Raw genomic sequence first — 13218 nt, 5'->3', positions numbered from 1 at the left:
GGATATCCCCATCGCTGGTGACGTTGACACTGCGAGCGGTGCCCGCATAGCGTTGATGTTAGCGCTAACGGTAGCGCTAACAAAAGAGTCCGGCCGGCGCCCGCGTCGACGGTGCCGCCGCCACGAGGAGTCTCATGACCACGCGCGACAGATCCGGCGTGCTCGCCGGGTACCGGGTGCTCGACTGTTCCATCGCCATGGCGGGCCCGTTCGCCGCCCAGCGGCTCGGCGATCTCGGCGCCGACGTCGTCAAGGTCGAGCCGGTGACCGGGGAGTGGCAGCGCCACGCCGCGGCGGGCGGGGCGAGCGGCAACCGGATCAACGTCTCCTTCCTCTCGCTCAACCGCAACAAGCGTTCGCTGGCCGTCGACCTCAAGGACCCGGCGGGCAAGCAGGTGCTGCGGCGCCTCGTCGCGAGCGCCGACGTGTTCCTGCAGAACTACCGGCCCGGCGTCGCCGACCGGCTCGGGGTGGACTACGCCTCGCTGGCCGAGATCAACCCGTCGCTGGTGTACGTCTCCATCTCCGGCTACGGCGAGGACGGACCCTACGCCCAGCGTCCCGGCCAGGACCTGTTGCTGCAGGCGATGTCCGGCGCGATGCTCTCCTCCGGCAGGGCAGGCGAGGCACCCCGCGCCGCGGGCCAGTACCTCGTGGACGCCGTCACCGCGTCCACGGCGTTCGAGGGCGTGCTCGCCGCGCTGCTGCACCGCGAGCGCACCGGCGAGGGCCAGCTGGTGACCGTGAACATGCTCGACGCCATCACCACCCTGCAGATGCAGGAGCTGTCCGTGCACACCGTCGGCGGGCTGCCGCAGACCCGCTCAGCCGAACCGCACGCCCACGTCTACATCCGCTCGCCCTACGGCGCCTTCGAGACCTCCGACGGGTTCATCGTGCTCGCCTTTCCGCCGCTGAAGCGACTCGGCGAGATCCTCGGCGAGGACGGCTTCGCGGCCATGGACGACGAGGAGCACGGCTGGACCCACCGCGACGAGATCTTCGCCCGCACCGCGGCGCACCTGAAGCAGAAGTCCTCGCGCCACTGGCTCGACGCGTTCGACGCCGCCGGGATCTGGGCGGGCCCGGTCTACGGCTACGCCGATCTGATCGACGACCCGCAGATCCGGCACAACGGCACCTTCGTCACCTACGACCACCCCACCGAGGGCAGCGTGACCGTCCCGGGCTTTCCGTACCGGTTCTCCGCGACGCCACCGCGCATCGGGCGCGGCGCCCCGCTCACCGGTGAGCACACCCGTGAGGTCCTGGCCGAGGTCGGCCTCGACGAGCGCGAGGTCGAGGAGCTGTTCGCCTCCGGCGCGGTCACGGAGACCTCGTGACCAGCGCCATGACCTACGCCGGGCTGACCTGGGACCACCCGCGCGGTCACGACGCGCTCGCCGCGTCGGCCGGCGAGCTGGTGCGCTGGGACGTCCAGCCACTGGAGGGCTTCGAGTCCCATCCCATCGACGATCTCTGCGCGCGCTACGACCTCGTCGTGCTCGATCACCCGCACCTCGGCGAGGCGCTCGACGCCGGGTGCCTGCTGCCGCTGGACGAGGTGTTCTCCGCCGCGGAGCTGGCCACGTGGGCCGCGGCCTCGATCGGCCCCACCATGGCGTCGTACACAATGGACGGAAAGCAATGGGCGCTGCCGCTGGACGCGGCGACCCAGGTCGCAGCCACACGCGCCGACCTGGCCGGAGCGGCGCCCGCGACGTGGGACGACGTGCTCCGCCTCGCCCGCCGGGCTCCGGTGGCGCTGTCGCTGGCCGGGCCGCACGCGTTTCTCACCTTCGCCTCGTTGGCCGTCGCGCTGGGGGAGGAGCCCGCGACCGACCCGGACGAGCTGATCAGCGAAGCGACCGGGCTCGCGGTGCTCGAGCTGATGGCCGACATCGACGCGCTCGCCCCGCCCGAGACCCGCGGCCTCAACCCGATCGGCCTGCTGGAGCTGATGGTGGGCACCGACCGGCTCGCGCACTGCCCGCTCGTCTACGGCTACGTCAACTACGCCGGGCGCGTGGCGTTCACCGACGCCCCCGTCGTGGAGCCGGGAGGCCGCCCCGGCTCCACGCTCGGCGGCACCGGCCTGGCGCTGAGCGCGCGCTGCACCCCGTCGCCCGAGCTGCTCGATCACGTCCGCTGGCTGATGTCCGAGGCCGCGCAGACCGAGTTCCTGCCCCGGCACAGCGGGCAGCCCAGCGCACGCGCAGCCTGGGCGGATCCCACGATCGCGGGCGCCGACTTCTACCGGCACACCACCGCCACCTGCGAGCAGTCGTGGGTCCGGCCCCGCCATAACGGCTACATCGCCTTCCAGTCGGCGGCCTCGGCCGTCGTCCGCGAGGCGCTCGCGGAGCGGGCCGACCACCGAGACGCACTCGAGACGATGCGCGCCCTGTTCCGGGCGAGCCGCACCCCGAAGGGATCCCGGGTATGACCACGACTCCTGACCTCGGCACCGAGCACGTGCTGCTCGACGTGACCGACCGCGTCGCGACGCTCACGCTGAACCGGCCCGAGAAGCTCAACGCCGTCACGCCCGAGATGTCGCGGGCGCTGGTGCGGGCGGTGCGGTGGTGCGACACCACCGACGACGTGCGCGCCGTGGTGGTGACCGGAGCGGGCGGGCGGTCGTTCAGCGTCGGCTCCGACATCGGCGAGCTCGACGGCTACGCCACGCCGTGGGACTTCCGCAACCGCGTCGACTACTGCGACGCCATCCGGGCCGCCCGCACGCCCACGATCGCGGCCGTCGGCGGCTACGCGCTGGGCGGCGGGCTGGAAACCGCGCTGTCGTGCGACATCCGGCTCGCCTCGGACACGGCGTCGTTCGGGGCGCCGGAGATCACGCTCGGCTGGATCGGCGGCGGTGGTATGGCCGCGTTCCTGAGCCGCGCGGCCGGTCCGAGCAACGCCGCGCTGATGCTGCTCACCGGCGATCGCGTGGACGCGGCCCGCGCGCTGGAGTGGCATCTGGTGAGCGAGGTGGTCGCCGGAGCGGACCTGCTCGACCGGGCGCGAGTCCTCGCGAAGGTCATCGCCAGCCGCGCTCCCGTGGCGGCCGAGACGGCGAAGCTCAACCTGCGGGCCGCGGGCAACCTGCCGGAGGACCAGGCGATGGCCTACGAGCGTGACCTGCAGACCATCTGCTTTGCCACCGAGGACGCAGCCGAGGGCCGCCGCGCGTTCGCCGAGAAGCGCCCGCCCGTCTTCCACAAGAGGTGATCAGGTGGTGCTCTACGCTGGTCCGATGCTTCGCTCGCGCACCGTGAACCCCGGGCCGGGTCCCGCGTGACCGACCCGTCCCAGCGCTCGCGCAGGCGCTCCGCGACGAGCTCGGTGACCCTCTCGGACGTGGCCACCGCAGCAGGCGTGTCGGCGCAGACGGTGTCGCGCGTCGTGCGCGACCCGGCGTCGGTGGGCGAGGCGACGCGCGCCAGGGTCGAGTCGGCCATCGCGGCCACCGGATACGTCCCCAACCTCGCCGCGAGCAACCTGGCCTCCAACCGCAGCCGCACCGTCGCCGCGCTGGTGCCGCAGATTAACGCGTCGGTCTTCGCCGACACGGTCCACGCCTTCTCGACAGCGCTGGCCGCTCACGGCTACCAGATCTTCGTGGGCACGACCGACTACCGGCCCGAGCACGAGGAAGAGGTGCTGCGCAGCTTCCTCGGCAGGAGACCGGACGGGCTGCTGATGGTGGGCACCAGCCACACGCCCGGCACGCTAGCGCTGCTCACCGCCGCGGGCGTCCCGGTGGTGGAGACCTGGGGCTGGTCGGCCGATCCGGTGGACGTGCTGGTCGGTTTCTCCAACGCGGCCGCGGCCTCGGCGATGGTCACGCACCTCGTCGAGCGCGGCAGACGCAGGATCACCTTCGCGGGCAGGCACACCGCGGGCGACTCCAGAGCGGGCGAGCGGCTCGACGGTTACGTGAGCGCCGTGCGCGACCTGCTGGGCAGCGAACCGCGCACGGTGGACGCCGGGCCCGAACCGGTCACGATGGACACCGGCGTGGCGCTGCTCGACCAGGTGCTTCAGCGCTACCCGGACTCCGACGCCGTGCTGTTCTCCAGCGACGTCTTCGCCGCGGGAGCCCTGCAGGCGTGTGTGCGGCGGGGGATCGACGTGCCCGGCACGCTGGCGCTGGCCGGGTTCGGTGACTTCGAACTGGCGCGCCACCTCGTTCCCGCGCTGACCACCGTGGCGGTCCCGAGCGTCCACATCGGCGAACTGGCCGCGGACCTGCTGCTCGCGCGGATGCGCGGTGGCCGGGTCGAGCGGCCGCACCGCGACGTGGGCTACCGCGTGGTCGTGCGCGAGAGCACTTAGGCCGTACGGGTACAACGAACGGGAACGTCTGTTTCCTCCCCTGGAACTGTGATCGTCGAGGGCCTGACTGGGAGGTCAGGGCGGGTTCGTGCTTGGAGCTGGAGGGGCTGCGCCGGCGGTCCGCTGGGTCCGGCGGTTCGGCGAGCGCGCTGGCCGCGGCGATTGATGGGCCGGGTGCGGTGGGTGGCGAGCACAACGGGCCCCTTGTCGGTGTGTCAGTTGGTTGTTCGTGGGGTCTTTTCCCGTGGGAGTTGTTCCAGCCAGTTCCAGAGGGCGCGTTCGCGGTCGGGGTTGTAGGACTCGGTGGAAGACCGCATGGCTTTGGTTCGGTGGATGTAGGCGCCGGTCGGGGCGGAGGTGGCGCCGAGGATGGCGTCGGCGAGTTTCTTGCCTGCGGGAGCGGGCGTGTCCACCAGGGGTGTGGCCGCCAGTATCGGGACGATTCTCCGCATCAGGAAGGGGAACGCGCCGCCGGTTTCTCGGGCGAGTCCGGTTCCGATGACGAGGCTGGGGTTGTAGGCGATGATGTCGACGCCTTCGGGCAGGCGGCGGGACCACTCGTGGACCAGGTATATGCCGCCGAGTTTGCTGGTGACGTAGGCACGGCGGCCGGCTCGGACGTTCCCGGAGCGGTTGAACGCTCCGGGTTGGGAGATGTCCGGGATGGCCCACCGGGGCGAGGGCATGGTTCCTCCGGTGTGCCGGAGGTCGCCGAAGTGGGCGTCGCTGACCGTGACGACGATGCGGGCCGGTGAATGAAGATGGGGGTGGAGTCGCCGCAGGAGCTGGTGGGTGGACATGACGTTCACGGCGAAGGTCCGCTCGTAACCGTCGACCGTGGCCTCCAACGCGTTGGACAGGTGCACGCCCGCGTTGAAGACCAGTCCCCACAGCGGAGGCAGGGCGCCGGAGTCGAGGAGGTCTTCCAGGTGCGCGCCGGCGGCGGCGACGCTGGCCGTACTCGCCAGATCGATGTCGACGTGTGAGACGTGTGGGGAGATCTCCCGCAGGCCCGGCAGAGTCTCGGCGGTGGATGAGGCACGTCCGAGAACGATCAGGTGGGTGTCGGGGCGGCGTCTCAGGACGTCCCGCGCGGCCTCCAGCCCGATCCCTCGGGTGGCGCCGGTCATGATCAGGGATCGGTTTGCTGTGGTCATGGGGAGTCTCCTGGGCTGGGTCGGGTGGGTTCCGGCGGTGGCGTCGACGCGTCGACGTCCGCGTTCTGCGTCACCACCGACCCTGACGCGGCCTCCGACGGTCAGGGAGATCGCCTCGAGCCTGGTACCCACAGGGCCACACTCCGGCCGGGAGCTTGCCCCGTGGGGAGGGACAATGAATCCATGCGGGGAGATGAGCGGTCAGGTCTGGGCGAGTACCTACGTCACCACCGCTCCCAGCTCGCGCCCCTGGATCGGCCCGGAGTCTCCCCTCTGTCCCACCGGCGTGTCCCGGGTCTGCGGCGTCAGGAACTCGCCGACATCGCGGGAATCTCGGTCGAGTACTACACGCGCCTCGAACAGGGCCGTGCCGCCCGCCCGTCGCGGGAGATCCTCGCGTCTCTGGCCCGAGCGTTCCGGCTCTCGAACGCCGAACGGGACCACCTCTTTCGCCTCGCCGGCGAGCGCCCCCCGCCATCGCGGGCACCCGCCACCGAGATCCGCCCCGGTCTCCAGCAGCTGCTCGACGGCCTGAACGACGTCATGCCGGTCACCGTCCACGACGGCCGGCTCGACGTGCTCGCCTTCAACACCGCCGCCGCGGACCTGTTCGGGCCCCTCTTCGACGACGGATCCTACGGCCGCAACATCGCCTACCAGGCCTTCACCGCAACGGGACTCGACAAAGTACTCGGAAACGTTGGGGCCGAACAACTAGCCCGGGTGGCCACCGCCGAACTCCGCAAGGCACTCAGCCACTACCCGGAAGACGAGTATCTCCGCTCCCTGTTCCGCGAACTCTCGACAAGCAACCCCGAGTTCGACCGCCACTGGCAGAAGGGGGAGATCGGGACCTGGAGTTCAGCGATGAAACACGTCAACCACCCGACACAGGGCCCGCTCACCTTCGACAGCGAAATGCTCCACGACCCCGAGAACGACCACTGGGTCATGCTCTTCACCCCCCACCACACCTGACCCACCCCCGGCGCCGGTGACGTGGGTGTGGAACAGCCAGTCGGCCCCGGCTCCCAGTGGGACTCGGGTCCGGCCAACGCGTCGGTGAGCGGGTCGACATACCGCCGTAGCGGCGGTAACCGCGTGCGGCCGCGTGCTCGTTCCTTGTGTCGGGCGAGCGCGACCTCCAGCGCGAGCTCACCTAGGACGGACTGCGGGCCGACGCCCATCATCGACTGCATCGCTGGCCGTTGACTCACTCGTCGTCCTCAGTCGCGGCTCCCCGCACCGCAAGGGGCAACTGACGCGCACTGGTGGTGAAGGGCACCTTTACCGCATTCAACGCAGTAAAGGTGCCCTTCACCGCAAGGGGGCTCGGCGCGCCGCCCACACGAGGCCGCGCTCGACGATCGTCGCCGTCTGCGGGACCTCGAGGTCGGACACGCGGTGGCCCAGGGTGCACACGAACACGCGGCCCGCTCCCCAGCGGCGTGTCCACACCACGGGGAACTCAACGGGCTCGGCCCACTGCTCACCGGGCGCGAGCACGGAGGTGGCCAGTACCGTGTTGAGCGCGTCGGAGAGCACCCAGTAGTGCTCGGTCTCGACGTCGAAGTCGCCGATGCCCTCGGTGATCTCCCCGTCCCGGGGCGGCGCGTCGGCGACGTGCACCGTGAACTCCTGGAAGCCCTCCGGGTGCCAGACGAACCGGCCGCCGACCATGCGCAGGTAGCGTGCGTTGCGGACGTTCGTGCCGATGACGCCGCCGTGCCAGCCCGCGAATCCCGTGCCCGCCTCCACCGCCGCGACGAGCGTGGCCTCCTGTTCGGCGCTCAGCTCGCCGCCCGACCACGAGTGCACGACGAGGTCGGTGCGGGCGAGCAGGTCGGCGTCCTCGTAGACCGACAGGTCCTCGCTGACCGAGACCGCGAAGCCCGCGCGCTCCAGGCGGGGCAGGAACAGCTCGGTGCAGCCGAGGGGGTCGTGGCCCTCCCAGCCGCCGCGGACGATCAGCGCGTGTCGCGTACTCACTGTGCTTTCCCCTCTCGTCACGCCTGGGGCGCGAGTCGCAGTCCGGCGTCGGCGGGGCGGACGTGGGGGCCCGCCACCACCGACCAGCGGCCCGACGCGGTGTGCGCGGCGATCCGGTCCTCGTCCACCTCGATGCCCAGTCCCGGCGCGTCGCCGAGCACGATTCCGCCGTCGGCGATCTCCTGGTCCACCCGCAGCCCCACCGGCCACGCGAGGTCCTGGATCTCGGTGGCCAGGTGATTCGGCACCGCGGCCGCCGCGTGCGCGACCGGGTTGGCGTTGTAGCCGACGGGACTCACCGGCAGGTTGTGTCCGAACGCGACGGTGGCGACGCGCAGGAAGTGCGTGATGCCCCAGACGCTGCCGGTCTGCACGACGTCCACGGCGCCGGCGTCGAGCAGCGGCCGGAAATGCTCGAGTCCCGTCAGGTTCTCGCCGCTGGCGACGGCGGCGCGGGCTCCGGTCGTCACGGCGCGGTGCCCGGCGACGTCCCAGCGGCGCACCGGCTCCTCGATCCAGGTGAGGTCGACGTCCTCCTCGACCCGGCGCGCGGACCGGACGGCCTGGTGCCGTCCCCACGACTCGTTGACGTCGTACATCAGAGCGGGCCGCGAGGTGTTGGCGCGCAACACGTCCCGCACCGCGGCGAGGCGCCGCACGTCCCGGTCGAGGTCGAGGCCGCCCTTGACCTTCGCGCCGGTGAACCCGCGCCGCGCCCACCCCTCGTAGAACGCGACGAGTTCCTCGTCGGTCAGCGCGTACTCCAGGCCGGAGGCGTAGCCGGGCACGAAGCGGTCGGCCGCGCCGAGCGTGCGCCACAGCGGTTCGCCCGCGAGCTTCGCCTTGAGGTCCCACAGCGCCATGTCCAGCGCGCCGATGGTGCCGAACGTGCTTCCGCCGTGTCCCGACTTGAAGACGTGGGAGAGCATGCGGTCGTAGAGCGACGTGACTGCCCGGGGATCCTGGCCCTCGAGAGCGGGGAAGACGCGGTGCACGTCGGCGTGCCCGCCCAGGCCGACGCCGGTGAGGCCCTCGTCGGTCTCGAGCAGCACGACGGGTACCTCGGTGATCCCGCCCGCGATGACGCCGTTCACGTCACCGACCGGACGGCCCCACTCGTGCACCGTGACCAGGCACCGGTACCCGGTGATTCGCATCGTGCTCCTCGTCCGCGACTTGTAACTTATGATACGAGTGATGACTCTAGCAGCTTCGGCTAGGCTGGGGTGGTTGCGCAGTACGGGGCTGGGCGATCGGCACGAACACGGGAGTCTCCGACCAGATGAGTAAGCCATTCGCGGACACCACACCGGTGTCCCGGCCGCACCGGCGCAGGCCGCCGCTGGCCGAAGCCGTCGTCCAGAGTCTCGCGACGGCCATCGTGCTCGGCAAGTACCCGCCCGGAACGGCGCTGCCGTCGGCGGGGGAGCTGTGCGAGCAGTACGAGGTGAGCCGGACCGTCATCCGCGAGGCCACCACGACGCTGGCCGAGAAAGGGCTCGTCGCCACCCGCCAGGGCTGGGGCACCGTGGTGCTCGACCAGGACCAGTGGAGCCTGCTCGACCCGCTGATCCTCGACGCCCTGTTCCAGCGCAAGGACCGGCTGGTCTTCCTCGACAACCTCATCGAGATCCGCACGACGCTGGAGTGCACCATGGCCGCCCGCGCGGCCCAGCACATCGACGAGGCGCAGGCGGCGGCGCTGTCCGCGAAGCTCGACGAGCTCGCCTCGCTGCGCGGCGACGTGGTGGCGTACTCGCGTGCCGACATCCAGTTCCACGAGATCATCCACCGCGCGTCGCAGGATGCCTTCGGCCGCGCCATCGTCTCGAGCATCCAGGGCAAGGCCGTGCGCTCGCCCCAGTACAGCGGGAGCCCGAGCCGCAAGGACCTCGAGCTCACCCACCAGGCGCACGCCCGCATCGCCGCCGCCGTGCTGGCGGGGGACTCCGACGCCGCCGCCCACGAGATGCGCGAGCACATCACGTCGTCGTGGGCGCGCCGCCGCCCCGCCGATCCCTCCGACGCGTAACCGGGTCGCCCGGCACGACCGGGGGCACCCGTCCTGAGACGGATGCCCCCGGTCCTGGGAGTGCGAGTTCACGCGCCCGCGTCGATCAGGGCCTGCCGATCCCGTCCGTGGAGACGAGCCGGTTCCACTCCTCGATCCACTCCGCTCCGAAGGCCTCGGCCACCGAGCCGGAGTCCGAGAACGAGAGCGTGTCGAGGTCGAGGCCGGTCTCCTCGACCGACGAGGCCATGACGGTGTTGGTGTTCACCTTGTCGCTCCAGCGCGAGAGGTTGTAGACCGACTCCGGCTCGGAGAAGGTCGCCGTGCTCTCGATGTAAGCGGTGTCGCCGACGACGACCGCGTGGTCGACCTCGACCCGCGAGGGCACCCAGACCGAGTTCGGGTCGTCCCACACCGTCGCCCTGCTGCAGCCGTTCGTGCCGTTGGTCGAGTAGTCGGCGGCCGTGCAGTCCTCGCCCGTCGCCGTCACCCGCGGCACGTACCACTCGGTGATCTCCGGGAACACGATCGGCGTGCCGTCGGAGTACGTCCGCTCGCCGTTGGTGTAGTGCTCGTGCCAGGCCGCCACGGTCTCCGGCGTCGCGCTGTACTTCTCGCCCTCGCGGACGTCGAGGAAGGTGTTGAAGCGGCTCTGCAGGACCCAGCTGTTGTCGATCGGCAGGGACGTCTCGCCCTTGCGGTGGTAGATGCCGCCGTGGCCCGCGCGCTCGCCGCCGATGAAGACGTTGTCGTTGGCGGTGTTGCTGTGCCCGGAGTTGAGGTGCACGCCGGAGTGCGAGCCGTTGACGACGTTGTGGTGGAACCGCACGCCCGAGGCGCCGTCGTCGAGATACAGCGCGTCGTTGCTGCCGCCCACCAGCTCGAAGTGGTTGTAGGCCACCTCGTTGCCGAGGTAGGTGAAGTCCCGGCCCGCGTAGACCACGCCCTGGTCGCCGGCGTTCTTCACGGTGTCGTAGAAGTGGTTGTGGTTGACCTTCATGTCGTTGCCCATGATCTGGACCGACATGTGCGGGGCGTCGTGGACGTAGTTGTACTCGAAGGTGTTGCCGACGCCGTACAGGTAGCCGGCCGGGGTGTAGGTCGCGAGCTTGGAGAAGCGGGTGATCTCGTTGTGCCGCGCGACGTTGTTGCCTCGCTCGAGTGTGGCGCGGTCACCGCCCCCGAGTAGCACCCCGCCTCCGCCGAGGTCGTGCAGGTAGGAGTTCTGCACGACGTTGTCCCGCCCGCCCTGCACGGTCTCGTAGTCGGGCATCGCCGTGATCGTGTCTGTCGTGCGGCCGATGCGGATCGCGTCCATGCTCACGTTGGAGATGTCGACGTCGTCGATCATCGTGCCCACGGCGTCGAGCAGCTGCACGCCGCTGATGAGCGAGCCGCTCATCGTCAGGCCCCGCAGGGTCACGCCCTCGGTGCCCTCGATCAGGAAGAAGTTCTTGTCGAAAGTCTGGAGGGCGGCGGTGCTGCCCTCCATCGTCCCGCCCTCGGGCTTGTAGTACAGGACGTCGTTGTCGTCGTGCCGGTCGATGTAGTACTCACCCTCGGCGTCCATTTCGGACAGGACGTTGAGCACCTTGACCTTGGTCCAGGCGTCCTGCGGGATGTACATCGAGGGGTACTTCGTGAAGAGCCGGTCGCCGTCCCACGACAGGATGCGCACCATGTCGTTGGCGTAGTTGTTGCCGAAGTAGCCCGACAGCCAGCCCTCGGTCTCCGTCGTCGTGTTGTCGATGTCCTCGATCCAGCGCGGGTCGAGCTGCACCGGGACGTCGGAGTAGTCGTCGAAACCACGGGTGCCCAGGTCGTCCACCACCGGCTCGGCCTCGGGGCCCCAGCCCTGGTAGCGCTCGCCCTCGAGCGCGCGGCCGCCGACGGTGAAGATCGACGGCGTCATGCGCCGCATCTCCTCGGGCGTCCACGTGTCCTGGAACTCGGGGTCGCGTTCCTGCTTCTTGTCCTCGAACTGGGCTCGCGGCGTCGTGCCGGAGAAGTTCCAGTGGTCCTGGAGGCCGAACCGCTCGTCGAGGTCCACGCTCATCAGGTCGCGCGGGGTGTCGGCGCCCCACTTGTCGCCGGAGCCCCACAGGTGACACCCGGTCTCGGTGGTGGAGCAGTCGTCGCCGTTGGGGTACTCGGCCAGCTGCTGGGTCTCACCGCTGACGGCGAGTTCGGGCGCGAACGGGTCCTGTACCCAGTTGAAGCCGTTCTTGTAGAGCGTGCCCGGGTCGATGCCCGCCTCACCGAGGTCGTAGACCCAGACGCCCTCCCTCAGTTCGGGGGTGTCGAGCCGGGAGTGGGAGGAGAACCGCGGCTGGGCGAGCTGGTCGTCCGAGAGTTCGGAGAGCTGCTGCCAGCCCTCGGCGGGCAGGTCGTGGGAGCCGGTGATGGTCACCGGCTCGTTCTGGTAGGGCGCGTAGGTGACCCACGAGTGCTCCGGCCCGGTGAGCTCGATCGTGTCGTCGAGGACGTAGGTGCCGCCGCGAATGAGGACCGTGCCACGGGTCTGTTCCGAGGTCTTGCCCGCCAGCGCGTCCCTGGCGGCGGCGATGGTCTGGAAGGGGTCGTTCTTCTTGCCACTGCCCGCGTCGTCGCCGTCGGTCGCGACGTAGACCGTCAGTTTGCCGGTCGAGGGCTGAGCCGAGGCCGCCGTCGCCGTCGTGGCGGCGGTGGTCAGCGCCAGCGCGGCGCAGAGCGTGACGAGCCAGGCTGGTCGTCGCCCAGTTCTCACCATGGAGAAGCCTTTCGTCGGATGTCGTGTCCTGGTACGGCCGCGATGACGAACCCACCGAGCCATCCGGGAAATGAGATCGGCTTACTGTGAACATGTATGACATGTGCACAGTAAAGGGGCGCGTTGATCGGCACAAGCGGTGAAAAGGGGGAGAAAACCGGCGGTTCAGTCCGCCACGGGGCGCAATCGCAGCCCCTGCATGCCGCCGTCGACGGCCAGCGCGGTGCCGGTGACCGACGCCGCGGCGGGTGAGGCGAGATAGGCGATGGCCGCCGCCACCTCGTCGGCGGACACGAGCCTGCCCGTCGGCTGCCTGGCGTTGAGCGCCGCGCGCTCGGCCGCCGGGTCGTCGGCGCTGGAGAGCAGCCGGTCGATCCAGGGCGTGTCGGCCGTGCCGGGGCTGACGCAGTTCACGCGCACGCCCTCGCGGACGTGATCGGCCGCCATGGCGAGCGTCAGCGACAGCACCGCGCCCTTGCTCGTGGCGTAGAGCGCCCTGCGCGGCAGCCCCGCGGTCGCGGCGATGGAACAGGTGTTGACCACCGCCGCGTGCTCCGACGCGCGCAGGTGCGGCAGAGCGGCGCGCGTCGTGCGCACCATGCCGAGGACGTTGACGTCGAGCACCCGGCTCCACTCGGCGTCGTCGTTGTCCTCGACCGTCCCCTGTGCACCGATGCCCGCGTTGTTGACGAGAATGTCGAGGCCACCGAAGCGATCCACGACCGTGGCGACGGCGGCGCGGACCGAGTCGTCGTCACCGACGTCGCAGCGCACGGCGAGCAGCAGCTCCGCGTCGGCGTCGGGCAGGGCTTCCGGCGCGCGGTCGAGCACGGCGACCCTGGCGCCGCGGTGTGCCAGGTACCGGGCGGTGGCGAGCCCGATGCCCGACGCCCCTCCGGTCACCGCGGCACGCAGGCCTGCGAACTCGGGCGATGGGACGGCAGGGGAGTGCGACATGTCGGGTGTTCCTT

The 13218-nt window shown here is 70.5% G+C and carries 11 protein-coding genes; 6 read left to right on the top strand and 5 right to left on the bottom strand.

Annotated features, from left to right (window positions below; translation table 11 throughout):
• Positions 1 to 134: 134 nt before the first annotated feature.
• The 4 genes from JHE00_RS05870 to JHE00_RS05855 all read left to right on the top strand — a co-directional run bounded on the left by JHE00_RS05870 (position 135) and on the right by JHE00_RS05855 (position 4341).
• Positions 135 to 1343, top strand: a complete 1209-nt coding sequence (locus JHE00_RS05870) for a CaiB/BaiF CoA transferase family protein (RefSeq protein ID WP_200315453.1) — start codon at positions 135 to 137, stop codon at positions 1341 to 1343.
• Complete coding sequence (locus JHE00_RS05865) at positions 1340 to 2446, top strand: extracellular solute-binding protein (RefSeq protein WP_200315452.1); 1107 nt, start codon at positions 1340 to 1342, stop codon at positions 2444 to 2446. The genes JHE00_RS05870 and JHE00_RS05865 overlap by 4 nt, the downstream gene beginning before the upstream one ends.
• Positions 2443 to 3234 carry an enoyl-CoA hydratase/isomerase family protein gene (locus tag JHE00_RS05860; protein ID WP_200315451.1) on the top strand — a complete coding sequence of 264 codons (792 nt, stop codon included), beginning with the start codon at positions 2443 to 2445 and terminating at the stop codon, positions 3232 to 3234. Before JHE00_RS05865 ends, JHE00_RS05860 begins: the two co-directional genes overlap by 4 nt.
• A gap of 129 nt (positions 3235 to 3363) precedes the next feature.
• Positions 3364 to 4341, top strand: coding sequence for a LacI family DNA-binding transcriptional regulator (locus JHE00_RS05855; protein WP_200315450.1), 978 nt, complete (start codon positions 3364 to 3366; stop codon positions 4339 to 4341).
• 215 nt (positions 4342 to 4556) lie between these two features.
• On the opposite strand, the gene JHE00_RS05850 is transcribed toward JHE00_RS05855, so the two are convergent.
• Entirely contained in the window at positions 4557 to 5498 is a 942-nt protein-coding gene (locus tag JHE00_RS05850) for an SDR family NAD(P)-dependent oxidoreductase (protein WP_200315449.1), read from the bottom strand.
• 183 nt (positions 5499 to 5681) lie between these two features.
• On the opposite strand from JHE00_RS05850, the gene JHE00_RS05845 reads away from it, so the two are divergent.
• Positions 5682 to 6476 (top strand): helix-turn-helix transcriptional regulator, encoded by a 795-nt coding sequence (locus tag JHE00_RS05845; RefSeq protein WP_200315448.1) that lies wholly within the window; start codon positions 5682 to 5684, stop codon positions 6474 to 6476.
• A gap of 339 nt (positions 6477 to 6815) precedes the next feature.
• On the opposite strand, the gene JHE00_RS05840 is transcribed toward JHE00_RS05845, so the two are convergent.
• On the bottom strand, positions 6816 to 7487 hold the full coding sequence (locus tag JHE00_RS05840) for a ThuA domain-containing protein (protein ID WP_200315446.1): 672 nt from the start codon (positions 7485 to 7487) through the stop codon (positions 6816 to 6818).
• Between the two features lie 17 nt (positions 7488 to 7504).
• Positions 7505 to 8644: a mandelate racemase/muconate lactonizing enzyme family protein gene (locus JHE00_RS05835; protein ID WP_200315444.1), complete on the bottom strand. Its 1140-nt coding sequence runs from the start codon at positions 8642 to 8644 to the stop codon at positions 7505 to 7507.
• A 125-nt stretch (positions 8645 to 8769) separates the two neighbouring features.
• On the opposite strand from JHE00_RS05835, the gene JHE00_RS05830 reads away from it, so the two are divergent.
• Positions 8770 to 9519: a FadR/GntR family transcriptional regulator gene (locus JHE00_RS05830; RefSeq protein WP_200315442.1), complete on the top strand. Its 750-nt coding sequence runs from the start codon at positions 8770 to 8772 to the stop codon at positions 9517 to 9519.
• 85 nt (positions 9520 to 9604) lie between these two features.
• Here the strand turns inward: JHE00_RS05830 and JHE00_RS05825 are convergent, their stop codons facing one another.
• Positions 9605 to 12247 (bottom strand): right-handed parallel beta-helix repeat-containing protein, encoded by a 2643-nt coding sequence (locus JHE00_RS05825; RefSeq protein ID WP_200315441.1) that lies wholly within the window; start codon positions 12245 to 12247, stop codon positions 9605 to 9607.
• Between the two features lie 165 nt (positions 12248 to 12412).
• Entirely contained in the window at positions 12413 to 13204 is a 792-nt protein-coding gene (locus JHE00_RS05820) for an SDR family NAD(P)-dependent oxidoreductase (protein WP_200315440.1), read from the bottom strand.
• Positions 13205 to 13218 lie beyond the last annotated feature (14 nt).

Source organism: Prauserella cavernicola (assembly GCF_016595675.1).
Lineage (GTDB): Bacteria > Actinomycetota > Actinomycetes > Mycobacteriales > Pseudonocardiaceae > Prauserella_A > Prauserella_A cavernicola.
This window is presented reverse-complemented; position numbering and strand designations above follow the sequence as displayed.